Here is a 24,841-nt window from a genome sequence, read left to right on the forward strand (position 1 = left end):
TTTTTCTCCTTTACGCTTAGTCTATTTTACAATAATTATATTATCCACTTATTCAAAATAAAATACTCTATTATAACATTCTACACATTTACAAATATCCCTTCTTTGTTTATAAAATCACCCCCTCCATTAAACTTCGGTGCTATTTTGTTGCTGGTGCTTTATCATAACCTTTGTTAAGAAAAGTTTAATTATACCTGCAATTGGTACAGATAAAAGCATTCCAAGAATTCCTGCTATTGTACCACCAATGGTTATTGCCATAATTACAAATATCGGATTAAGCCCCATGCTATCCCCTACAATTTTTGGAGATATAACTGCACCATCTAGCTGTTGAACCGCAAAAAGTAGAAGTACTGCCCAAAGAGCCATTATAGGGTTTGGACTAAGTAGACCAATAATAATTGCTGGAATACAACCAATTATTGGACCAACATAAGGTATAACATTAGCTAAGCCTGCAGTAAACCCGATAAGAAAAGCAAAGTCAATACCAATAATGGTTAGTCCAATGCTACTAATCAGTCCAATTATTAAACCAACAAGAAGTTGGCCTCTTATAAAATTTGACACAATATTATTAATTTCAAAAGCAGTTTTATTAAACTTCTTTAATTTGCCATCTTTCATTATAATTCTCATGGAATTCATATATAACTTTTCAAAATATTCGTAATCCTTTAATAAATAAAAAGAAATAAATATTCCAATAAAACTTTTTAGTATGCTGCTTCCAAAGCCGGTAGATATTTTAATTATACTATTTATAGAAACTGATAAATAGGGTGCTATTTGACTTATAGCTTTTGATAAATACCCCTTCACATCTCCAGAAAGTCCGCTTTCTGTAATCTTTATGTCCATGTAATCAAATAGTTCATTATAACGCTTTACATAAGAGCCGATAGTAGTAAACATAGCTGATAGCGTTTTATTGTCACTAATTTGTCCACCAATCATTGCATAAATACTATAAATAAGTAAAACGAATAATACAATCACTACTATATATGTTAGTATAATACTTAATAAATGAGGCTTATATTTAAGTTTCAGACGATGAACGAGAACCTTATTTAAAAATTTTGATAATGGATATAGCAAATAAGCAATTATAATACCGATAATAAGAGGTGAAATTATTGAAAGTAAAGTTCCTATCCCACTAAATACACCGCTGACAATCTCTCCGAAATGAAAGACTATGTTATAACTAATAAAAACCAAGGTTGCTGAAAGGGTAGCATACAATACATATTTAAGATATTTTTTATCAAATCTTTCTTGCATAATTGAATTTCTCCTCGCATAATTTTATATAAAAATTTTTGTTATATCTGAATACCCTGTTAAATACATCATTGGTGGATAGTACATTAAAAAATCCAGTATGTCCCCCAGTTTAATTTCACAGGCGCAATCTTCAATATCTATAATTAAGTGATCAGAACTACTTCCCACAATTTTAACGCCTTGTTTTTGTGGAATCAACTTATCATGTGATCCAAAATCTTGTTTTCCAATAGCAAGCAAGGCTCTTTTCCTTATTCCACTATCCGCGTATGTTGGTGTATCTCCAAAAGCATCGATAAATATTTTTCCAATAGGATGAGTAGGTTTGTTCTTTATTTCCACAACCTGAGCTTTTAGCACAAAAGTATCCTTATGCAAATGTTTCATATCATATCCCCAGTATGCTTCTAAATCCTGTGCTAATAGTACTCCTTCACCTATTCTTAAGTTATTTATTCTTTTAGGCATTTTCCCATCTATTACTAGTGGTAATGAGCTTGTGGCTCCTCCCGAAATAATGTCCAGTTTTCTTTTAATTTTACTTTCAATTATTTCAGCAATAGCGCAAAGTCTTCCTAGATTTTCCTCTGTAGGTTTTATTGAACCATAACAACCTAAATTAGTCCCTACTCCGTATAGCTCAACATTTTTAAGATTTTTTTCTACATATACAGCTAAGCTTATAAATTCTTCCTCATCCATAACACCTTCTCTTAAATCTCCAAGGTCAAGCATTAAAATCACCTTATGTGTTTTACATTGCACTTCACATTCGCTTTCTATTCTATTCAATGTTTCAAGTTCAGAATTTAAGCTAATAGAAGCAAATTTCACCAAATCTTCTATTTCACTAAACATTGGAATTCTAATCATCATAAATGGTTTACCAATCCCATATTCTGCTAACTTGATTATTTGATCCATTCTTGAACTCGCTATATATGTACATCCTGCATCTGTGAACTGTTCTGCAACCTCTGGTATTCCGTTGAATCCCTTAACTACTCCTGACAAACTTATACCCTGTAATTTACATAAGTCAACCATAATTTTCACATTTTCTCGTATTTTTTTTAAGTTTATTTCAAGTATTGGATATTTGTGATTTGAATGTGTCTTTTGTTCCATTACTTTTTCATCCCTTCTTGTTGCAAATTAACTTATTATTATTATATCCCATAAGAGGGATAATTTAAACAACAACAGGATAGTTTAATTAAACTATCCTGTTGTTGTTATTTCCCAGAGCTTTTTACACCTTTCACTTTCCTAATCTCTTTTAACCACTGCCTTTCTTACAAGCAGGTAAACAAAACCCATTGTTACTAGAAATAAACATATAAATGTTAATACAGCAGTATAAGAATTTTTTGCGCTTATTCCAAGTATATTATCAATAAATTCAGCTACCTTTTGTCCAAACTCAGGATCATTATATGAAAGTTTACTAAATATAGCCATAATACCTACAGGGCTTAAAGATACTAAGATTTTCATTGTTTTATTACAATTGTAATATATTAAAGTTATTAATAATCCTACTGCAAACGCTGCAATGTAAAAGGCTGATAAAAAGGTAACTGTTCCTAGCAGTGTTCCTATGCTATTACTTTGTATCCATCCTTCTGTATATATTTGTAGATTAGATAAATTATTATAGCTCATATCATATAGTGTTGGACATATACCAAATAAATTATGCACTCTATTTATTATTACATCTAAAATAGACATTGCGATTCCTATAGGCATGATGGTCATTACTACAGCTTTAAAATAATCTATTCTTGGAATATTGTTAGCCTGTGCAAAATAAAAATTTTCTTTAAAGGAGTTCAGCCCCATAACAAACAAAAATATCATAGATGAAAACTCAATTCCAGAAAAACTTCCTCCAGCTGTTATAGATATGCATATTATTACAGTTATAAAAATACAGTAAAAAATCATGATTGATTTAAGGCTACTCTTAATATTGTATTTAGCAAGTTTAAAACTTCTCATTATTTAATCCCCCCTTTACTCGTCAAATGAATGAATAGTTTTTGAAGTTCAACCTTTGTTACTTCTAACTCTAGTTTTTTCTGGTCTTTCTTTTCATTGTCTCCATTTTCTCCTAATATAACAGCTGATTTATAAGCTGCCATCTCATCTGTGCTTATACAATTCTTATTTTCAATATAATAATCTATATTTTTATTGAGTCCCGATACGCAATAGCACCCCTTTAATAATTCTTCTACACTTTCATCTTTAATTACTTTCCCATCCACAATAATAACTACCCGTTCTAATAATTGTGCAACTTCTTCTATAATATGAGTAGAAAGTACAATAGTCTTAGGTTTTTCTATATAACTTTCCATAAGTTCACTATAAAACATCTCTCTATGATTTGCATCGAGTCCCAAAACTGGCTCGTCGAACATTAAGACCTCAGCACCTGATGCCATTGTATTTATAAGTTTACATATGGATGAATATCCTGTTGAAAGTTCCTTTATCCTTTTGTTTATATTTAATTCAAACTTCTTAGAAAGTTCTAATGCATATTTCATATCAAAGTTTGGATAGAATTCTCCTGTCCATTTAAAAATCTCTTTTACTTTCATACCCTGCGGATATAAATCTTGCTCTGTCATAAAATAAATTTTACCTAGCCCACTTTTATCTTCTAAAAGACTTTTATTATCTATAGAGATAGTCCCATCACTTAAAAAAATTCTGTTGTTTATAACATTTAGAAGTGTTGTCTTTCCTGCACCATTTCGACCAAGTAATCCGTAAATTTTATTTTCTTCTAAATTTAACGTTATATTATTTAATGCAAAAGTATCCCCATATTTTTTAATTGCGTTTATTACTTTTATTGTGGCCATATTATATCCCCCCCTGAATCATTTTAATAATATCACTACTTGAGATATCTAACTTTTTAGCTTCTTCTATTAAAGATACTATATAGCTTTCATAAAAATTTTCTTTTCTCTTTTTTACTAATTTTTCTTTGCTTCCAGTTACAACAAACATACCAACACCCCTCTTTTTATATATAATTCCATCATCTACAAGTAAATTAAATCCTTTTGCTACTGTAGCTGGATTTATTTTGTACTTAACAGATATCTCAGTTGTAGATGGAATTACACTTTCTTCCTGGAAAATCCCCTTAAGAACACTATCCTCAATTTCTTTAGCAATTTGCATGTATATAGGTACATCATTATTAAAATCTAACTTCACAATATCACCTTCTTTGTTTTTTTGGTTAGTTGCTTATATAATTAACTATATAACCAATTAACTTTAATGTCAATAGAAAAATTAAAAAAACTAGTCAGTGTGAACCTTCACCTAGACTAGTTATTTAAAGCTTTCTACTCTTTTATATTTGAAATTAATAATTTTTCAGCATCCATGACAGACAGAGGTTTACTATAGTAATATCCTTGTATATAGTCACATTCATTTTTTTTAAGTATTGAAAGCTGATTCTCCGTTTCTACCCCTTCTGCTACGACTTTCAAATCCATACTATGAGCCATTTGAATTATGTTTTTAATTATTGATTTATTTTGTATGTTTGAAGTTATATTATCTATAAAGGATTTATCAATTTTTAAAGTTGAGATTGGAATTTTCATTAAATAATTAAGTGAAGAATAACCAGTACCAAAATCATCTAGTGCAATCCTTACACCCATATTCATTAAATCTTTTAATATCTTTACATTAGTTTCAAGGGACTCCATAAGCACTGTTTCAGTAATTTCAAGTTCAACAATATTCGGATTAATACCTGTGTTTTTAAAAATGGCTTTGACAGTATCTAAAAAATCCATTTGATGCATATCCACTGTGGAAACATTAATGCTTATCCTCTTGAATTTATAGCCTGCGTTAAGCCATTTCATACTTTGAGAGCAAGCTTCATTAAGTACCCATTTGTCCATTTGCACTATATATCCTGTTTCCTCTGCTATAGGAACAAATTCTACAGGAGATACAAAACCGATCTCCTCACTATTTAATCTAAGTAACGCTTCAAACCCAAATATCTCATTTGTTTTTGCGTCATACTGAGGTTGATAATGTATGCTTAGCTCCTTATTTTCAATTGCATTTCGAAGTATTCTATCAATACGCGTTTTTCTTTCTAATTTCAGATACATTTCTTCATCAAACCTAGCAAATCGGTTCTTACCTAACTCTTTTGCTTTATACATAGCTGAATCAGCATTTTTCATAATAGTACTTGTATCATTCCCATCCTTTGGATATATTGCCACCCCTATACTTGCTGTAATATACATTTGCTTATTATCAATTTCAAAAAAATTATCGAATAAACCCAATAATGCTCTCGCATAAGATTCTACTTCGTCTTCATTATTATAAGGATGAAGGAGTATAAATTCATCTCCTCCTAGTCTACACATAGTATCTTTTTTATTTATTAAGCCTTCCATTTGCCTTGCTAAATATATTAATAGTTTATCTCCATAATCATGACCCATAGTATCATTTATATTTTTAAAATTATCTAAATCTATAAAAAATACAGCTCCCATAGAATCTTGAATCTTCGCCATTTTTAATTCATGTTTTAGCTTATGCATGAAAAAAGTTCTATTGGGAAGTTTAGTAAGTTCATCATAATAAGCCATGAATCTTATTTTATTTTCCGAGTTCTTTCTATCCGTAATATCTGTTATAGAACCTGCAAGCTTAACTGCTTTACCCTTTGAATCTCTTAGTGCCTTACCTCTATTGGATACCCAAATATAAGTACCATCATTAAGTTTCATTCTAAATTCAGATTTGTAAATATCAGTTTTATTGTAGATATGATTATCAAAATCTTTTTTAGCAATCTCCCTATCTTCAAAGTGAACGAATTGTTGTAAAAAAGTTTGTACAGTAAAATTTTTATGTGGTTTATAACCCGTAATCTCAAATAATTTGTCAGATGCAAAAAAAGTACCTAATTTCAAATCAAATTCCCAAATTGCATCATTTGCTCCATCTAGTGCAAGCTTATATCTTTCATCGCTAATTGTTAAGGCTTCTTCATTATGTTGAAGTTCTTTATATTGAGCTCGAAGCTCTTCTTCTACTGCAGTTAATTCTTCATGTACCTCTAATAATTCGTCGTAGTTGGAACTGATTTTTTCAATCATCATATTAAACCCAATTGCTAGCTCTCCAAATTCATCATTAGTATTAATAGTCGTAGCTCTAACTAAAAAATTACCATTTTCAGCTTTCCTCATTAAAGATATTAGCTGTGTGATTGGTTTTGTAATGCGTTTTGTCATAATAGAGGTAAGAAATAAAATAACTATTAGAACACCAAAGGCCACTATAATCATATAAGCATTATTTGCTTGTTCCATTTGCTTTCCCGTATTAGAAAACGTCTTTAGTGAAGCATATATATAATTGTGAGATATTACTACTATAGGAATAGCTGTAAATAAAATAATTGCTACAAAATATAAGAATAATTTCCATCTAAAAGTGATTTTCATAAATAATACTCCCTTAATGTGTAGGTTTTTTAAAAGGTGCCACCCACGTGGCAAGTGGCATGCACTTACCACGTGGGTGGCGCTTAAATCTCTCCTTTTAATCCAATTTCTTCTGCAGCACTTCTCATACCTTTTATAGTTTCAGAAATTATGTCACTAATATCCATTCCCATTCTTTCTGACCCTAAAAGAACAATATCTCTATTAACGCCTGCTGCAAAACTTCTCTGGTTAAATTTCTTTTTAACTGACTTTACTTCTAAATCCAATATGCTCTTACTTGGTCTCATAAGGGCATTTGCTGTTATAAGCCCAGTAAGTTCATCAATTGTATACAAGATGTTCTCCATCTTATGTATTGGTTCTACCTCCGTACACATTCCCCATCCGTGGCTCATCACTGCATGTATGTACTCCTCTGGGTAGCCCTCTGCCCCTAATATCTCCCTTGCTTTAACACAATGTTCACTGGGATACATTTCATAATCTAAATCATGAAGAAGCCCAACTATACCCCATTTCTCTACATCTTCACTATTTAGCTTGGCAAAATGTCTCATAACTGCCTCAACCGATAGTCCATGTTTTATCAAACTGTCAGTCTTATTATACTTTTTTAATAATTCAAAAGCCTGTTCTCTATTAGGCGTTGTTTTTTTCATAAATAAAACCTTCTTTCCTTTAATTATTTTATTATAGTTCATAAAGAAATTATGGTCAATAATGCTATACCAAGATAAATAACTAATTTAAATTTGTTCTGTATTCCTCTAATTTTTTTTGCATTAGTGATAATGCCTCATTAAACTCTATATCTACTATATTTAATAATATTAACACCGGTGGAATATGAAGGATCGTGTTTGATTTCATAGCTACCCGTTTGAGAAGAGATATTCTTTTCTTGATTTCAATGGGGTTATAAACAGTTACCGCAATAAATCTTTGCGTGGAATTTTTAACGCTTATAGATTCAATTTCTCCCCAAGCAATAAACCCAACGCTAGTAACCGTTGACATGTCAGTTATGCCCTCATTCCCTATTAATAGTAAAGGTGTTTTACATATAACAGATTTAACTATAAAAATAAAACATACACCAAAAAATACTGTGCCTATTATTCCAACAATTATAAACAGAATCTCTACGTTAATTATCGACATTGCTAAGACATAGACAGACACAATCAATATTAAAATATCCAATATTATAAGCTGTATGACTTTCTTTTTAGTTTGTTTAATAATTACTTCATTCATTTTAACCCCCCCAAAGTGAAAAATATCCTTAACAAGATTATACATTATATTCTATCTAATTACTAATTTAAACTTATAAAGAGAGGGCAAGATTTCTCTTGCCCTCTCTTTGTTTATTCGCATCTTCTGCCAAGCTGCAATATTACTTTCATCGTACTTATTTCACATGCCACTTGCCACGTGGGTGGCACCAAATCGTTTTATGGGTATAATTGCAATGATTACACAGGTAATAATAGTTTCTGCGCCCATATATGAGCCATTGTATAAAAATGAGTATAAATAAACAGAAGTTCCTGGTGGCGCATAGCTTCCGAAGAATACTACCCCAGATATAAAATGGCATGCAAATCTTGCAAACATTGCTATGACTACTCCACTAAGTATTCCTGTAATATTAAATGTTCTAAAATATCCAACTATTCCAATTGCCATAAAAGGAAGAGGGTAATCAAATAGAACTTGCACTGGGTGGAGTGCAAATGGGCTCACTATAAAATTAATAATTCCAAATAAGAAACCTGTTAAAAATCCAACTTCGGGACCATACAAAAGGGCTACAAGTATTATAGGCACCATACTTCCAGCGGTAACACTACCACTTTGTGGTAATTTAAATATAGTTATAAGTTGTAATACAGTAGCTAATGCAAGAGATATACCTACTAAAGTTATCATCCTCGTAGTAAATTTAATTTTTCTGATCCTTAAAAGTGCAAAGATTATTAAGAGCACCCCTAGTAATGCAAAAATAACGACAGGATCTTTTGTGATTTCAGTGATTTTTTCAGTAAAATTCATTTATATAGCCTCCTCGAATTGAGTGCTACAAAAGGATTATGACAAAAAACTTAAAAACTATATTCACATAAGGAATATAGTTAATGTATTTATACATCATAACCGCTTTCCTCCGCTGGTATTATCCAGATCAGGTATAAGGGTTAATGAATTAAATATTCATATCTCAGCAATAAAGCACCCCTAGCACATATTTTATTTTCTAAATACAATTATATAACTTAATGTTACTTTGTACAAGTATTTGTATTAGTTTAATTTTTTAAAATTCTTATTTCAATTTGCTTCAGTAATTCATTAAGCGCTATCACATATTTCTCCTTAATATTGTCGCATATTTCTATAGCTACTTGTTCACTATAAATATGAGAAGTTAAATTTCTATCATTAAGCATTCTAAGCCACAACTCATCATCTTTTATAAGTCCAGCTGAAAAAGCTTCTCTTAGTACTGCTTTAGGAGAGTTAAGTCCTATAAGCCCTTCATCTTCAAAATAAACCTTCAGCGTCTTCCATGAAAGCTCAAATGTGAATTCAAAACGTTGTATTAATCCATCTCTTAATAAATCATTAGCTTCATCAAACTTTAAAATCCCATCTTTTAATCTATTAAGTGCATTCTTAAAATTTTCGAATTTCCTCTTAGAATTATTCATATACTACTACACCATCCTTTTTAATGTTCTCCATTAACTTAAGTTCAGTTCTTTCATTTATAAATACAATATCTATTTTAAGGAGTGTTTCAAGATCATCAATGTCGCTTGAAAAACTGCCTTGATTTTTAAATTCTGGCAATGTGAAAATTGCAAGATCTATATCGCTACTACTGTTACTACTTCCTCTAGCTCTTGAACCAAAAAGAACAATCTTTTGTATTGGATATTTAGCCCCTATATTTTGTATACTCAAGATTAGTTTTTCATTTAAATCAATACTCATTTAAGTCCTCCTAACAAAAGTTGTAATATAATTACTCTTCCATATATGTTCGCATAGTTAAATTATAACATCTGAATACCGATATGCAAAGACTGTTGAAATAAAAATATAACTTTATTCACATTACAATATTACCTTTCATATAGATATCTTTAAATGTATAGTAAACTATAATATGCTATAATAAACCTATTGAAAATACACAATCAAAATATATAAAAAAAGGAAACCACAATTATGAATAAATTATTATTTAAGGCCAGTAATCTTACTTATAAAGCCAATTTAAGTTATGATAAAATAGAAATTAAGCAAGGCAAAATTAATTTTATTGTTGGAGAAAGTGGCTGTGGTAAAAGTACTTTTTTAAAATTATTAAATAACTCCATAAATCCCATATCTGGAGAATTATTATATAATGGTATAGCTCTTGATGAATATAATCCTATTTCTTTAAGACGTGAGGTCAGTCTAGTTTCTTCAGAACCTTTCCTCTTTGATGAGAGCATTATAGATAATTTTAAAAAGTTTTATTCTTTAAGAGAATTACCTATGCCTAATAGTGATTATATAAAGTACATTACTCAGCTTTGCTGCGTAAATGTGCCTCTAGACCAAAGTGCCTCTACTCTTTCTAGTGGCGAGCGTCAAAGAGTTTATATAGCTATTTTTTTATCATTATGTCCAAAAGTTATATTACTGGACGAGCCAACTTCAGCATTAGATGAAAAAAACAGCCACAAGATTATGAGTAATATAATAACTTTCTGTAAAGAAAAAGATATTGATGTTGTAATTATAAGTCACGATAAAAATATTGTAGAAGAATTTTGCGAAAATAAAATCGAAATAATTAAGGAGTTTTAGATATGCAAGGAGCAGTTACACTGAATATTTTCAAGTTTTCTCTTATTTATTTACTTTTAATTATCGTACTTATAATAATGAAAAAATCAAAGGTTAATCAAACAAAGCTTCTTTTAATTGCAAGTATAAGAATGTCAGTTCAGCTTGTAATTGTTGGTTATATACTCCAATATGTATTTAGTAATCCAAAACCTATATTTACAATAATATTTTTATTACTTATGCTAATATTTTCTATTCATAGAGTCATTAAAAGTAAAAAAGACTTAAATCTGAAATTTAAAATTGCAATTGGATGTTCTTTGACCTTCTCAGGGCTGTTCGTTTTAATTTTCTTTGTCACTGTAGTTGTTAATAAATCCATCTTCAATCCTCAATACACTATCCCACTGGCTGGTATGATTATCGGTAACGCTATGACGGGAGTAAACATTGCCATAAAAACCTTTATGGATGACTTAGGCAAAGAAAAAAGTAAAATTAGCACACTACTCAATTTAGGAGTGGAACCTAAAGATATCTTACAGCCCTTTGCCAATAATGCACTACAAACCGCCTTAATTCCTACCATAAATTCTATGCTTGGTATGGGCATAATCTTTTTACCTGGTATGATGACTGGGCAAATATTATCAGGAACACTACCAACCACCGCAATTATGTACCAAATAGCCATTATGATTGCCATTTGTACTTCTGTTTGTATTACAGTTTTCTTATCTTTAAACCTTGGTTACAAATCACTATATAATAATAAGAAACAATTCATAGCATGGACAGAGGCTTAGACTAACCATATTAGATAAAATTTAAAAGGTGCCACCCACATGCCACTTGCCACGTGGGTGGCACCTTCTTATTCAGTTACCCATTCATGATGGAATATTCCCTCTTTATCCGTTCTTTCAAAGGTATGAGCACCAAAATAATCTCTTTGTGCCTGTAGTAAGTTTGCTGGGAGCTTCTGACTTCTATAACTGTCATAATACATTATTGCACTGGCTAATCCTTGCACTGGAACACCTAAATTCACAGCTGTGGATACTACATATCGTAAGTCCACTTGATAACTATTAAGAATATCCTTAAAATACGAGTCTAACATTAGATTTTTGATACTAGCATCTTTTACATAAGCTTCATTTATCTTATTAAGGAACTGAGCTCGAATAATACACCCACCCCTAAATATTTTAGCAATTTCTCCATATTCAAGATTCCAGCTATACTCCTCTGCCGCAGCATTCATAAGTGCGAACCCTTGTGCATATGCACATATTTTGCTTGCATAAAGAGCCTTTCTTACTGATTCTATAAACTCTTTTACATCTCCCTTGAATTTTGTCTCAGGGCCTTTTAAAATATTACTTGCGAAAACTCTTTCTTCTTTTATCGCCGAGATGCAACGTGCAAAAACAGCCTCTGTTATTGTAGGAATTGGCACTGATAAATCTAAAGCACTTTGACTAGTCCATTTCCCCGTTCCCTTTTGACCTGCACGGTCTAGTATAATATCAATCATATACTTACCAGTGTCATTGTCTTTTCGAGTAAATATTTCGCTAGTTATTTCTATTAGATAGCTATCAAGCTCACCCTTATTCCAATCAGCAAATACATCATGAAGCTGATCATTAGATAGCCCTGCGACTTCTTTTAACAGTGAATAAGCCTCACTAATAAGCTGCATATCTGCATATTCAATACCATTATGAACCATCTTTACATAATGACCTGCACCGTTTGCACCAATATAAGTACAGCAAGGCTCCCCATCTACCTTTGCAGCTATAGCTGTAAAAATGGGTTCCACAATTTTATAGGCATCAATTTGACCACCTGGCATAATTGCGGGACCTTTTAAAGCACCCTCTTCCCCTCCAGAAACCCCTGTCCCTATAAATTTATAGCCGCAATCGTAAAGCTGCTTGCTTCTACGCATTGTATCCATAAAAAACGAATTACCGCCATCAATTAATATGTCACCCTTTGATATATATGGTATCAATTCTTCTAAAACATCATCAACAGGTTTTCCTGCTTTAACCATAATCAATATTTTTCTTGGAATATCTAGTGAATTTACGAACTCTTCTATAGAATATGTTCCAATAATATTTCTTTCTTTTACCTCTATAATTAACTCATCTGTCCTTGTTCTATTTCTATTATACACAGAGACGGAGAACCCCTTACTTTCAACATTTAAAGCTAGATTTCTACCCATGACACCCATACCAATAACTCCAAATTGCTGCTTATTCATAATCCAAGCCTCCTTACATATCTTTACATATATAATGTTTATTTTCTTAATTATACACTTAAATTACTTAAACAAGTTAATTTTTTTTACATATTTATTCTGCTACCCATTCATGATGAAATATTCCTATTTTGTCAGTTCTTTCAAAAGTATGAGCACCAAAATAATCCCTTTGTGCTTGTAGTAAATTTGCTGGAAGCTTTGCACTTCTATAGCTGTCATAGTACATTATCGCACTAGAAAATCCTTGTACTGGCACTCCTAAATTTACAGCTGTAGATACTACATATCGTAAGTCTTTTTGATAACTATTAAGAATATCCTTAAAATATGAGTCTAACATTAAATTACTAATATTAGCATCTTTTACGTAAGCTTCGCTAATCTTATTAAGGAACTGAGCTCGAATAATACACCCACCTCTAAATATTTTAGCAATTTCACCATATTCAAGTTCCCAATCATACTCCTCTGATGCAGCTTTCATAAGTGCAAATCCTTGTGCATATGAACATATTTTACTTGCATAAAGAGCCTTTCTTACTGATTCTATAAACTCATCTATGTCGCCTTCAAACACTGTTTCTGGCCCTTTTAATATATTACTTGCGAACACTCTTTCGTCTTTTATTGCGGAAATACAACGTGCAAAAACAGCTTCTGTTATTGTAGGGATTGGCACTGCTAAATCCAAAGCACTTTGACTAGTCCATTTCCCCGTTCCCTTTTGACCTGCTTTGTCTAAGATAACATCAACCATGTGTTTTCCAGTCTCAGAATCCTTTTGACCGAAAATTTCACTAGTTATTTCTATTAAATAGCTATTAAGTTCGCCTTTATTCCACTTTGTAAAAACTTCCTGGAGCTTTTCATTAGATAGCCCACAAATCCCTTTTAAAAGCGCATAGGCTTCACAAATAAGTTGCATATCTGCATACTCAATTCCATTATGAACCATTTTTACATACTGTCCTGCTCCATTTTTCCCAATATACGTACAACAAGATTCTCCGTCAACTTTTGCAGCTATTGCTGTAAGAATTGGTTCTACTATTTTATAAGCATCTAGTTGTCCACCTGGCATAATAGCTGGACCTTTTAAAGCTCCCTCCTCGCCTCCTGATACTCCAGTTCCTATAAATTTAAAACCCAAAGCTTCAAGCCTTTTGTTTCTTCGAATTGTATCCATAAAAAACGAGTTACCTCCATCAATTATTATATCGCCTTTAGAAATATAGGGTATTAGTTCTTCTATTGCGCCATCCACAGGTTTTCCTGCGTTAATCATAATTAATATTTTTCTTGGAACTTCTAAAGAACTCACGAATTCCTTTACAGAATATGTTCCTACAATTTTTTTTCCCTTTGCGTCTATAAGAAGCTCATCTATTGCAATTCTAGATCGATCATATACTGAAACTGATAATCCTCTGCTTTCAACATTAAAAGCTAGATTTTTACCCATAACACCGATACCTATAACTCCAAATTGTTGTTTACTCATAATATACACTCCCAAATCTTATTTTTGTAATAAGCCAATATTTACAAACTCATCTTTTAATTTTAAATACAATCTTTCATAAATTTCAAAAGTTTCCATGTAAACTATATGATTTTTCAAATCCGGCTTATATGTTTTAGATATAGGAACTAATTTTTCTACTTCTTCTATATTATCTATAAGTCCTAATGCCTTCATACCAAGTACTACTGCTCCTAAACATGAACTTTCATAACTTTCAGCTATTACTACCTTTTTATTAAACATATCTGCAAGCATTTGAACCCAAAGTTCAGATCTAACAAACCCTCCAGTAGCATAAATTGTATCGATGTTACCAGTTGTCTCCTCTAAAGCTTTGCCCACACTGTAAACACCAAACATTATTCCTTCTAAAAGTGCTCTTAAGAAATGTTCTCTTTTATGAGTAATGTTTATTCCAAAGAATACCCCCTTAGAGTTTGCATCCCAATGTGGTGCTCGCTCTCCAAGTAGATATGGCAAAAATATCAGACCATTTGCGCCTGCTGGTACCTTGGATGCAACTTCTGTTAGTAGCTCATATGTATCCACGCCTATTTCCTTTGACTTTTCTAGTTCTATTTGCGAAAAATTATCTCTAAACCATCTGAAAATAATCCCTCCATTATTAACCGGACCACCAAGAACAAAATGATCTTCATTTAGAATATAACTAAAGATTCTTTCACTTTCATCATTTTTGGGTTTATCCGCTATTATTCTTATAGCTCCACTAGTTCCAATTGTAACAGCTGCATCTCCTGGTTTTATAGCATTCGCTCCAAGGTTTGCAAGACAACCATCACTTGCTCCAATTATAAATGGCATCTGTGTATCAATTCCCATCATATCTGCGTACTTCTTGCCCATTCCTTTAAAAGATTGTGTTGTGGATACTGGAATTGACAATTTATCCTCACTTATACCTGCAATTTCTAATGAATTTTTATCCCATGATAGCTCGTAAATATCGAACATACCAGTAGCAGATGCAATTGAATAATCCACAACGTATTTTCCAAATAGTTTAAAGAAAACATATTCTTTAATAGATATAAATTTATATGTATTCTTAAACACGTCCTTCATATTATCCCTTATCCATGCAAGCTTGCATAATGGTGACATTGGATGAATTGGGGTACCCGTTTTCATATAGATTTTATGGCCTATTTTGCTATTTTTTATACGCTCTGAATACTCAACGCTTCTAGTATCTGCCCAAATAATACAATCAGTTAATTTTTGGCCATTTTCATTTACAGCCATTATACCATGCATAGCAGAGCTAAAACTTACACCAAGTAATTTATTGTTATTTTTATCATTTTCATTTACTACATATTTAATAGTATTAATAACTGCCTCAAACATCTCCTCAGGATTTTGCTCACTCCATGATGGTTTAGGATTTAAAATAGGATATCCTATATTACAGTTTGAAATTACATTCCCCTTTAAATCAAACGCTATAGCTTTAGTGCTACTTGTTCCAATATCTAGTCCAATAAAATATTCCATGTTGTCCTCCTTTAAAATAAATTTTCACAGCTTCGAAAATACCCTATTGGGTAGACTATTTTATTTGTCCACTCTATAGGGTATATTGGATTTCTAATTAAGTATATACCTTTTACACAAATAAGTTGAGAATCAATGCACCAGATAGTCCAACTACACCTATAATCGTTTCCATAACTGTCCAAGATTTAAGAGTATCCTTCTCTGATATCCCAAAGTATCTGTTTACAAGCCAAAAACCACTGTCATTTACGTGAGATAATACTGTAGCACCTGATGCTATTGCAATAACCATTAGTGCCGGCTCTACATTAAATGCTCCAAGCATTGGAGCTATAATTCCTCCTGCTGTCATCATGGCAACTGTTGCTGAACCTGCAGCAACCCTAACTACAGCAGCTATTAAGAAGGCTAGTATTAGTGGACTAAGGCTAGAACCTACTAACCCCTTTGCAAGCATTTCACCTACACCGCTATCTATTAATACTTGTTTAAATACGCCACCTGCTCCAGTTACTAAGATTATAAGTCCTGCTGGTGCTAGTGATGATGTTGCAACTTCATTTACCTTCTCGCGACTCATTCCTCTATATCTTCCAAGTCCCACAAAAGCTATTAGTGTAGCTATTGTTAACGCTGCAAAGGGATGTCCTAGAAAACCCATAACTGTTCTAAAATAACTCTCCTTCGGTAAAAATACATTAGAAAAAGTATTAAATACTATCAATATAAGTGGTACCATTATAGTAAATAGTACAAATCCAAAACTTGGTAAATCTTTATCTTCCTTTATAGTAGCATCTGTTTCTTGTAACATGTACTCAGGAACAGTTGCATATATCTTTTTTGAAATATATTTAGCAAATACAGGGCCTGCAAGTATTGCAGCAGGGAGTCCTACTATTAAACCATAGAGAATAACTTTACCTATATCTGCATTTACTAATGCAGCAACCGCTACAGGTCCTGGTGTTGGTGGCACAAATGAATGTGTAACCGCAAGTCCCGCTAGAAGTGGAAGACCATAATAAAGGACTGATTTTTTAGTTTCCTTTGTGAGGGAATAAACTATTGGTACTAAAATTATAAAACCTACATCGAAAAATACTGGTATAGCAACTATAAATCCAGTTAACATTAGTGCCCATTGTGATTTATCCTTACCAAATTTTTTAACTAGTGTTCTAGCTAATCTCTCTGCTCCACCTGATACCTGAAGCATTTGTCCAAACATTGCACCAAGTCCTACCACAACTGCAATAAATCCAAGTGTTCCTCCCATACCAGCTTGTATTGATCCCATTACCTTGTCCAAAGGCATACCAGCTGCTACTGCTACCGCCATACTAACTAGCAGTAATGAAACAAATGCTTGAAGCTTTAATTTCATGATTAAAAATAATAGCAAAGCAATTCCTAAAATGATAACTAATGTTAAATAAGCTGCACTTGACATAAAAAACTCCCCCTTGAAAATTTATTTCTTTTTTATTAGTATAATATAATGTAAAGGTTTAATCAAGGGTTTTTTGAAAATAATTTTCATAATTGAATAAAATAATACACTCTCATCGAGTGTATGAAAATTATTTTTAATATCTTTTATTTGCTATACCTTCCCTTATTTGTCCTAGAGCCTTATAATAATTATCTTTATCCTTTAGACAAGTACCCACAAACATACAGTCTATCAGTGATAATGCACTAATTCTCGACTCCATTGCCTCACTTCTCGTTAAATTTTCTTTACCATAAGATACGAGTACCACATCAGATACTTTTAATATAGGAGATTTGTAATTTGAAGTTATGGAAATAATTTTCACGCCTTTTCCTTTGGCGATTTCTAAATTCTCTACTAATTCCTTATTACTTCCAGTATTTGAAATAGCTATTATGCAATCATTTTCATCATACATGGCGCTTAACATAGCTTGAAAATGGGAATCTTCATGAAAGCTACAGTATTTTCCTGTTCTCATAAATTTATGATAGGCATCAAGCGCTATTGCTGCAGACCCACCCATACCAAAGAAAGCTATACGTTTTGCATTATGGATATATCCAATAGCTTTATCTAACTCTTTACTATCATTTATCCTTAGAGTTTCATTAAGAGAACTTATTGTTGAGTTAAATATTTTTTGCATTAAAACCAAACTATCATCGTTCTCTTTTATTTCCTCATGTATATTTACAAGAGGCTTTACAATTTCACTTGCAATACTTATCTTTAGATCCTGATATCCTTTAAACCCTAATTTTTTACTAAGTCTAAACACCGTGGCTTCACCACAATTACAATTTTCAGCAAGCTCAGTTATAGATGAATGGATAATTTCCTTTGGATTTTTAAGTATGTATTCTCCAACTCTTTTCTCTGTACCTTTAAGTTCTGAATATATATTCCTTAATCTTTCTATACCACCTATATCGCTCATCATATTACCACCTTTTATTAACGTCTTCATCGAACAACTTTGCTTTTGTTTCTATTATACTATAATATACCTTATACTTAAAATTTAAGTTGTAATTACTCTATAATATAAACTATAATTTAATACATAGATGTAAAATAATATGCAGTATTTCTCATTCAATTAATATATACATAGGAATTTGAAAGGAGGATTTAAAATGTCAAAAATATTAAAAACCGATGGTATGAATAAATGTACAGGTTGTTTTACTTGTATGCTTGTTTGTTCTACGGTAAATCAGAAAAATCATTCTTTTGAAAAGAGTGCAATAAGAATTAAAACAACCGGAGGAGTAAAGGGACAGTTTTATGCTACGGTTTGTCGAGCTTGCACAGATAATATTGCCTGTCTAAATGCGTGTCAATTTGGTGCTCTTACAGCAAAGGCAGGTGGAGGTGTTAAATTAGATTCAAGTAAATGTATTGGATGTAAAAAATGCGTTCAAGCTTGTAGCATCATGGCTGTTCATTTTAACAAAGAAGAAAATAAACCAATAATATGTAAACACTGTGGAATTTGCGCTCAGTATTGTCCACATAATTGCATTACATTTGAAGAAAGGTAGGTATAGGTAATGTTATATAAAAATCATATAAGAGTTCTTAATATCGACTTAACCAATCACAAGATTTTAGTTGAAAATAGAGAGGATTTAACAAAATATCTTGGTGGAGTTGGAGTTGCCTCAAAACTTCTAGAAGATAATATTCAAGCAGACAAGGATGTTTTTCATGAAAGTCAACCAATTATATTTTCAATTGGTGCTATTTCAACAATTTTTCCAGCTATTACGAAGACTGTAGCCATGTTCTATAGCCCACTCACAAAAGAACTAGGAGAAAGCTACGCTGGAGGACGTATGGCTATGGCAATCCAGTCCGCAGGCTATGATGCACTTTTAATCACAGGTAAAAGTAACTCTCCAATATATCTTTCAATTTCTAATAATTCTGTTGAATTTAAAGATGCTTCTGCAATATGGGGTATGAATAATGATGACACCGGAAGAATTATTCGTGAAAGGGAAATTGGTGCTGGTAAGAGAAGTATACTTCGAATAGGCGAAGCGGGTGAAAATCTTGTAAATTATTCTTCAGTATGTGTTGATACTTATAGGCATTTTGGACGACTTGGACTTGGTGCCGTTATGGGCAGCAAGAATTTAAAAGCCATTTCCATTATGGGAGAAGGCAATATTCCTATAATAGACATGCCGAAATATTTTAAAGCCTATCAAACAATTTATAAAAAAGCTACTGCCACAGATATGATGAAAAAATATCACGACCTTGGTACCGCTGGCGGAGTTAATTCAATGAATGAACTTGGAGGCATACCAGTCGAAAACCTTTCTTCTACTCATATGGAAGATTCTGAGCCAATAAGTGGGGAGAAATTTGCCAGTAAAAATCTTGTTAGAAAGACTGCATGTACTGGCTGTCCAGTTGGGTGCATTCATATCGGGCAGTTTAGAAAAGAATTCGATGATGAAGGTTACGAATATGAAAATATCAATGTCAGTTACGACTATGAACTCATTTTCGCCCTTGGTAGTTACCTTGGAATATATTCCACCGATGAAATACTTGAGGTTATCGAAGCTGTTGAAAAAGCAGGTCTTGATGCTATATCCTGCGGAGTTTGTTTAGGTTGGGCTACAGAAGCATATTCTAATTCTCTTGTGACACTTGATGATATCATTTTGCCTCTTGAGTTTGGAAATAAAAACAATTATATTAAAGCTATAGAATTTATATCTTCAAGAAAAAATAAATTCTATCATATACTCGGACAAGGCTCAAAAATAGCATCAGAAACATATGGCGGACAAGAATATGCTATGCATTACGCAGGAAATGAAACTGCTGGTTATCATACAGGATATGGGTCTGTACTTGGCTCTGCTGTAGGTGCCAGACATTCTCATTTATGCAACGGTGGCTATAGCGTTGATCAATCTGGAACCTTCTCACCTGAAGAAGTAGTAGATAAAATTTTAAAAGAAGAAATTGAAAGAAATATAATAAATTCCCTTGTTGGATGTCTTTTTGCAAGAAAAGTATATGATAGAGATACAATTCTCTTAGCACTAAATTCTGTTGGATATGAGTATACTAGTGACGATCTTTCCAATATTGCACTGGAGAATTACAAGACCAAACTCAGGATAAAGAAGATGCTAGGTTTTGATTTATTAGCAGTCAAAATTCCTAAGAGATTCTTTGAAACAACAGGCATGAGACAAACCTTGGTGGATGAAAATACAATGAAGAAAATGATTACACTCTATAATGAGAAAATTGAAAAATTGTTATAACTGAGGGTAATAAACAAAAACACAGATTTCTCTGTGTTTTTGTTTTTTTTCTAAACTAATTACCTTTACTTTAAACCAGCAATATCATTCTGCGCTTTTAAGTGATTCTATCATATCTATATTACCAAATTCTCTGTACATGACTAGATTTACAATTATAGAAAAGGAAATTGTAAGTAACACTGAATACAGGAAATAAATAGGATCAATCTTTCTCATAAACATCATTACATTAGTTTCTGATGTATTAATTACAAAATTGTTTAGGAGTAATCCTACACCTATTCCAGTTAAACTACCTATTATCGTTAATATAATATTTTCACGATATATATATAAGGCAAGTTCATTGTCGTAGAATCCTAAAAGCTTTATTGTAGACAATTCTCTTTTTCTTTCATTGATATTTATATTTGTAAGGTTATATATTACAACAAAGGCAAGAACACCTGCAGATATAATTAATACTAGAACCACTGAATTTATACTCTTTGTGGTTTTATTGAAATCAAAATGACTTTTATTTTTATAACTTACAGATCCTACATCTTTTATGGCTGTTAGTATTTTTGTTGTACTAGTTTCAGCGCTATCAGAGGTTGATTTTATAAGTCCATAAAAACCATTGAATTTCAGTGTATCTCCTGTGAGTTTCTTATAATAATCAGAGCTCATATAAATGTAATGTTGCAAATAATGTTCTGTAACACCCGTAATTTTGGCTTTTACCACTTTATCATTCATGGTTATTTCTAGTGTGTCACCTATTTTTTTATTAGTAAGTTTTGATAGCTTTTGTGTAATAACTACGCCGTCTACTGTTAGATTCAGTTTTTTGTCCTTCATTGAAAGATTAATGTACTTATTAATCTTCACTGCATTTTCTGTAACTATCACGTATGCATCTTCTGTTCCAGATTTACTTAGATTTACTGTTCCATTTTTGGTATATGTGAATAAAACCGATTTTACGTTCTTATCTTCCATTATTTTATTTTTTATATTACTTTTCTCATTAACGTCTATATCACTCCTAAGTGTTGACAGCATATCATAGGTATATATTTTTGTGAATTGACTCTCTACAGCCCCTATTATCCCTGACTTAAGTCCAAAACCTGTTACTATAAGTCCTGTGCAGGTAGCAATTCCAATTACCGTCATAAAGAATCTCTGTTTATATCTAAATATATTTCTTGCCGTAACTTTGTTTGTGAAGCTTAATCTTTTCCATATAAAAGTTACTTTTTCAAGTAATACAGTTTTTCCTGCCTTAGGTGGCTTTGGCCTCATTAGTGATGCTGGTGCTTCTCTTAGCTCTTCAAGGGTTGCAAGAACAGCAGCTATAGTAGTGAATAATATAGCAATTAATGAAGACTGTAGTGCAAGACTCCCGTTAAAAGGCGTTAATGAATACGGTATAGAATAAAGCGTCGCATACGCATTCATAATAAGTGGAGGGAAAAGCCTAAACCCAAAGGATATACCTAATACACTGCCAGTTATACTAGCTGTTAGTGCATATATTAAATAGTGGGAAACTATGGCCATTCTTGAATACCCTAGGGCCTTTAAAGTTCCTATTTCAGTTCTATTTTCTCCAACCATTCTAGTCATAGTTGTAAGACTAACTAGTGCTGCCACTAGGAAAAATATAAGTGGAAAGGCTTTACCTATATTGTCTATTCTATCACTGTCTTGTCTATAAGTTTCATATCCTACATTAGCATTACGTCCTAGCACATAGAAGTCGGGTGCTTTAATACCATTTATTTTATCTTTATTTTTCTGTATTTCTGTTTCTCCATCTTTTAATTTAATCGAGTACCTAATTTTACTTCTTAGAGCTCCAAGTTCTTTGAGATTTTGTTCTATAGTCTTAGATTTCACCTTATAATCTTCATTAAATAAAAGACTGTCTTTTGATTCGACCATATTAGATTTTACGTATATCTCTGTAAACACTTCACTTTTAAAAACCTTTGGTAATATATAAATAAATCCCTTAACTGATCCATTTCCCACAGAGCTTAACTGCCTTTGAGCTGATAAATAAAGAGGTGACAGTGCCGTTCCTACGATTTTAAATGTACTATTTTTTAAGTCTTCATCTATATTAGTATCTTTTCCTGATTTAAGTTCTATAGCATCCCCTATCTTAAATTTATTATCTTTTAAGAATCCAGCTTCAACTACTACTTCATTATTATTCTGAGCCATTCTTCCTGTGAGGATTTTCATGCTATTTATTCCATCAACAGAAGGAATTGAATTAACATTAACCACCAATGCTCTTTTGTCTTTTTCAATTACTGCATCTAATGAAAATGACCCCTTTGCACTTTTTATATCCTTTAGTTTTTGGACTTCTAATACATCATCCTCCGTGAGTCCAAGTGTAGAAATTAATTTAAAATCCATAAACTCTGTTTCACTAAAATAAGAGTCTGCTGATTTTTTCATATCTGGGCTAGTAGCTCTAACGCCAGCATAAAATGCTACTCCCAGTGCAATAATTATTACTATAGATAAAAATCTGGAAAATGTCTTTCTAATATCCCTAAATAAATTTTTATAAAATGTTTTTTTCATTATTACCACTCCAACTTTTCTATGGACATCGGATTATTATTTTTCACTACACTTTCGACTTTACCACTTTTCACTGTTATGATTTTATCTGCAATTGGAGTTAACGCAGAATTATGTGTAATTACTATGACAGTCATACCCTGTTTTTTTGATGTATCAGATAATAGCTTAAGTATTGATTTACCAGTGTTATAATCAAGCGCACCAGTAGGTTCATCACAAAGAAGTAACTTAGGGTTTTTCGAAAGTGCTCTTGCTATAGAAACTCTTTGCTGTTCCCCTCCTGAAAGTTGCGAAGGAAAATTTTTCATTCTATCTTTTAGTCCAACATTTTCAAGTACTTCCACAGGGTCCATGGGATTCTTGCATATTTCAACTGCAAGCTCTACATTTTCAATTGCATTTAAATTTTGCACTAAATTGTAAAACTGAAATACAAATCCTATTTCATCACGCCTATACTTTGTAAGCATTTTTTTGTTGTACCCACTTATTTCATTACCATCTACAAGAATATTTCCGCTAGTAACTTGGTCCATTCCCCCTAAAAGATTAAGTATAGTAGTTTTCCCTGCACCACTAGCCCCAATAACCACTACAAATTCACCCTCTTCAATAGAAAATGAAACATCGTCCACTGCTTTAATTATAACTTCTCCCATATGATATGTTTTTTTTACATTTTTGAGTTCTATAAAATTCTTCATCTTTTAATCTCCTAATCTATATTTTTAAAATCTAATTTGCCCATAATATTACTATAAAATATATCAATTATATCAAGGATAAGTTTTCTCACTTCTAGGACATCTTGTTTCTCTCTTAGAATGATAGAAATACTTTCCACAAGGTTATAAGATAAAAGATATATTATAAAATTATTATTAAGTCTTTTATTTTGAATCGATAGTTCATATTTCATTTTCTCTGAAACTATTCTAGTTATAAAATTCGTAAAGGTTTTTTTACAATTTTCATATACGGAACCTTCGCTTTTATTAAGTAATATCGTGATTTCTGTGCTTCTCTCTTTGAATATTTCTAATATTTTTTCCATTAATTCATTAAAAATTTCATCGGCCTTTTCATTTATTTCCACACTATTAAATTGATTTATATAATCCATTAACCTATCATACACAGGACTTATTAATTTCTGGTACAAATCATCTTTACTCTTAAAATATTTATAAAAATTCCCAACAGATGTATGAGAGTTTTTTGCTATACTTCTTATAGATGTGCTTTTATATCCCATTTGTTTAAATTCTTTTAAAGCTTCTTCTGATATATTTTTTCTAACTTCTTCTTTCAAATACTGCATTAGAAAACCTCCGTTCTCTTTTACATTATACTATAACTAGAAAGAAACTTCAAAGCATTTTTACTCAATTTTTACGCAATACACCCCAGGGGTCAGTTTTACCCCTGGGGTGTAAA

General features: G+C 31.8%; 23 protein-coding genes and 1 riboswitch. Of the genes, 4 read left to right on the plus strand and 19 right to left on the minus strand.

The window, feature by feature from the left end; genetic code table 11:
- Positions 1-129: 129 nt before the first annotated feature.
- From ACREWB_RS20250 to ACREWB_RS20300, 11 genes are all read right to left on the minus strand, one after another.
- Positions 130-1,293, minus strand: coding sequence for an AI-2E family transporter (locus tag ACREWB_RS20250; RefSeq protein WP_431549268.1), 1,164 nt, complete (start codon positions 1,291-1,293; stop codon positions 130-132).
- A gap of 24 nt (positions 1,294-1,317) precedes the next feature.
- Positions 1,318-2,424, minus strand: a complete 1,107-nt coding sequence (locus tag ACREWB_RS20255; protein ID WP_431549269.1) for an alanine/ornithine racemase family PLP-dependent enzyme — start codon at positions 2,422-2,424, stop codon at positions 1,318-1,320.
- A gap of 141 nt (positions 2,425-2,565) precedes the next feature.
- Positions 2,566-3,300, minus strand: coding sequence for a hypothetical protein (locus ACREWB_RS20260; RefSeq protein ID WP_431549270.1), 735 nt, complete (start codon positions 3,298-3,300; stop codon positions 2,566-2,568).
- Complete coding sequence (locus tag ACREWB_RS20265) at positions 3,300-4,175, minus strand: ATP-binding cassette domain-containing protein (protein WP_431549271.1); 876 nt, start codon at positions 4,173-4,175, stop codon at positions 3,300-3,302. The genes ACREWB_RS20260 and ACREWB_RS20265 overlap by 1 nt, the downstream gene beginning before the upstream one ends.
- A 1-nt stretch (position 4,176) precedes the next feature.
- Complete coding sequence (locus ACREWB_RS20270) at positions 4,177-4,503, minus strand: GntR family transcriptional regulator (protein ID WP_431549369.1); 327 nt, start codon at positions 4,501-4,503, stop codon at positions 4,177-4,179.
- Positions 4,504-4,673: 170 nt separating this feature from the next.
- The gene (locus ACREWB_RS20275; protein WP_431549272.1) at positions 4,674-6,827 is read right to left on the minus strand and encodes an EAL domain-containing protein; all 2,154 of its coding nucleotides are present in this window, start codon (positions 6,825-6,827) and stop codon (positions 4,674-4,676) included.
- 83 nt (positions 6,828-6,910) lie between these two features.
- Positions 6,911-7,489, minus strand: coding sequence for an HD domain-containing protein (locus tag ACREWB_RS20280; protein ID WP_431549273.1), 579 nt, complete (start codon positions 7,487-7,489; stop codon positions 6,911-6,913).
- An 82-nt stretch (positions 7,490-7,571) separates the two neighbouring features.
- Positions 7,572-8,087, minus strand: coding sequence for an STM3941 family protein (locus ACREWB_RS20285; protein ID WP_431549274.1), 516 nt, complete (start codon positions 8,085-8,087; stop codon positions 7,572-7,574).
- Positions 8,088-8,249: 162 nt separating this feature from the next.
- The gene (gene thiT / locus ACREWB_RS20290; RefSeq protein ID WP_431549275.1) at positions 8,250-8,888 is read right to left on the minus strand and encodes an energy-coupled thiamine transporter ThiT; all 639 of its coding nucleotides are present in this window, start codon (positions 8,886-8,888) and stop codon (positions 8,250-8,252) included.
- Positions 8,889-8,978: 90 nt separating this feature from the next.
- Positions 8,979-9,083, minus strand: a riboswitch (TPP riboswitch).
- A gap of 59 nt (positions 9,084-9,142) precedes the next feature.
- Positions 9,143-9,544 (minus strand): nucleotidyltransferase substrate binding protein, encoded by a 402-nt coding sequence (locus ACREWB_RS20295; protein ID WP_431549276.1) that lies wholly within the window; start codon positions 9,542-9,544, stop codon positions 9,143-9,145.
- Positions 9,537-9,830 carry a nucleotidyltransferase domain-containing protein gene (locus ACREWB_RS20300; RefSeq protein WP_431549277.1) on the minus strand — a complete coding sequence of 98 codons (294 nt, stop codon included), beginning with the start codon at positions 9,828-9,830 and terminating at the stop codon, positions 9,537-9,539. The genes ACREWB_RS20295 and ACREWB_RS20300 overlap by 8 nt, the downstream gene beginning before the upstream one ends.
- A gap of 237 nt (positions 9,831-10,067) precedes the next feature.
- On the opposite strand from ACREWB_RS20300, the gene ACREWB_RS20305 reads away from it, so the two are divergent.
- Together ACREWB_RS20305 and ACREWB_RS20310 are read left to right on the plus strand one after the other, a co-directional pair.
- Entirely contained in the window at positions 10,068-10,697 is a 630-nt protein-coding gene (locus tag ACREWB_RS20305) for an ABC transporter ATP-binding protein (protein WP_431549278.1), read from the plus strand.
- A 2-nt stretch (positions 10,698-10,699) separates the two neighbouring features.
- Positions 10,700-11,485, plus strand: a complete 786-nt coding sequence (locus ACREWB_RS20310; protein ID WP_431549279.1) for an ABC transporter permease — start codon at positions 10,700-10,702, stop codon at positions 11,483-11,485.
- 68 nt (positions 11,486-11,553) lie between these two features.
- Here the strand turns inward: ACREWB_RS20310 and gnd (ACREWB_RS20315) are convergent, their stop codons facing one another.
- From gnd (ACREWB_RS20315) to ACREWB_RS20335, 5 genes are all read right to left on the minus strand, one after another.
- A complete protein-coding gene (gene gnd, locus ACREWB_RS20315) occupies positions 11,554-12,963 on the minus strand; it encodes an NADP-dependent phosphogluconate dehydrogenase (protein ID WP_431549280.1) in 1,410 nt (469 codons plus the stop codon).
- A gap of 94 nt (positions 12,964-13,057) precedes the next feature.
- Positions 13,058-14,467 (minus strand): NADP-dependent phosphogluconate dehydrogenase, encoded by a 1,410-nt coding sequence (gene gnd / locus ACREWB_RS20320; RefSeq protein WP_431549281.1) that lies wholly within the window; start codon positions 14,465-14,467, stop codon positions 13,058-13,060.
- 18 nt (positions 14,468-14,485) lie between these two features.
- Positions 14,486-16,009: a gluconokinase gene (gene gntK, locus ACREWB_RS20325; protein ID WP_431549282.1), complete on the minus strand. Its 1,524-nt coding sequence runs from the start codon at positions 16,007-16,009 to the stop codon at positions 14,486-14,488.
- Positions 16,010-16,121: 112 nt separating this feature from the next.
- Positions 16,122-17,465, minus strand: coding sequence for a GntP family permease (locus ACREWB_RS20330; protein ID WP_431549283.1), 1,344 nt, complete (start codon positions 17,463-17,465; stop codon positions 16,122-16,124).
- A gap of 136 nt (positions 17,466-17,601) precedes the next feature.
- Positions 17,602-18,450 (minus strand): MurR/RpiR family transcriptional regulator, encoded by an 849-nt coding sequence (locus tag ACREWB_RS20335; protein ID WP_431549284.1) that lies wholly within the window; start codon positions 18,448-18,450, stop codon positions 17,602-17,604.
- A gap of 199 nt (positions 18,451-18,649) precedes the next feature.
- Between ACREWB_RS20335 and ACREWB_RS20340 the strand changes: the two genes are divergently transcribed.
- Both ACREWB_RS20340 and ACREWB_RS20345 read left to right on the plus strand, forming a co-directional pair.
- Positions 18,650-19,057, plus strand: coding sequence for a 4Fe-4S binding protein (locus ACREWB_RS20340; protein ID WP_431549285.1), 408 nt, complete (start codon positions 18,650-18,652; stop codon positions 19,055-19,057).
- A 9-nt stretch (positions 19,058-19,066) separates the two neighbouring features.
- The gene (locus ACREWB_RS20345) at positions 19,067-20,809 is read left to right on the plus strand and encodes an aldehyde ferredoxin oxidoreductase N-terminal domain-containing protein (protein WP_431549286.1); all 1,743 of its coding nucleotides are present in this window, start codon (positions 19,067-19,069) and stop codon (positions 20,807-20,809) included.
- An 84-nt stretch (positions 20,810-20,893) separates the two neighbouring features.
- On the opposite strand, the gene ACREWB_RS20350 is transcribed toward ACREWB_RS20345, so the two are convergent.
- The 3 genes from ACREWB_RS20350 to ACREWB_RS20360 are packed head-to-tail and all read right to left on the minus strand — an operon-like array spanning position 20,894 to position 24,725.
- Complete coding sequence (locus ACREWB_RS20350; protein WP_431549287.1) at positions 20,894-23,401, minus strand: ABC transporter permease; 2,508 nt, start codon at positions 23,399-23,401, stop codon at positions 20,894-20,896.
- A 2-nt stretch (positions 23,402-23,403) separates the two neighbouring features.
- On the minus strand, positions 23,404-24,108 hold the full coding sequence (locus tag ACREWB_RS20355) for an ABC transporter ATP-binding protein (protein ID WP_431549288.1): 705 nt from the start codon (positions 24,106-24,108) through the stop codon (positions 23,404-23,406).
- 11 nt (positions 24,109-24,119) lie between these two features.
- Positions 24,120-24,725 carry a TetR/AcrR family transcriptional regulator gene (locus ACREWB_RS20360; RefSeq protein WP_431549289.1) on the minus strand — a complete coding sequence of 202 codons (606 nt, stop codon included), beginning with the start codon at positions 24,723-24,725 and terminating at the stop codon, positions 24,120-24,122.
- Between the last annotated feature and the right edge of the window lie 116 nt (positions 24,726-24,841).

This window comes from Clostridium sp. (assembly GCF_050717635.1).
In the GTDB taxonomy this organism is placed as follows: domain Bacteria; phylum Bacillota; class Clostridia; order Clostridiales; family Clostridiaceae; genus Clostridium_AD.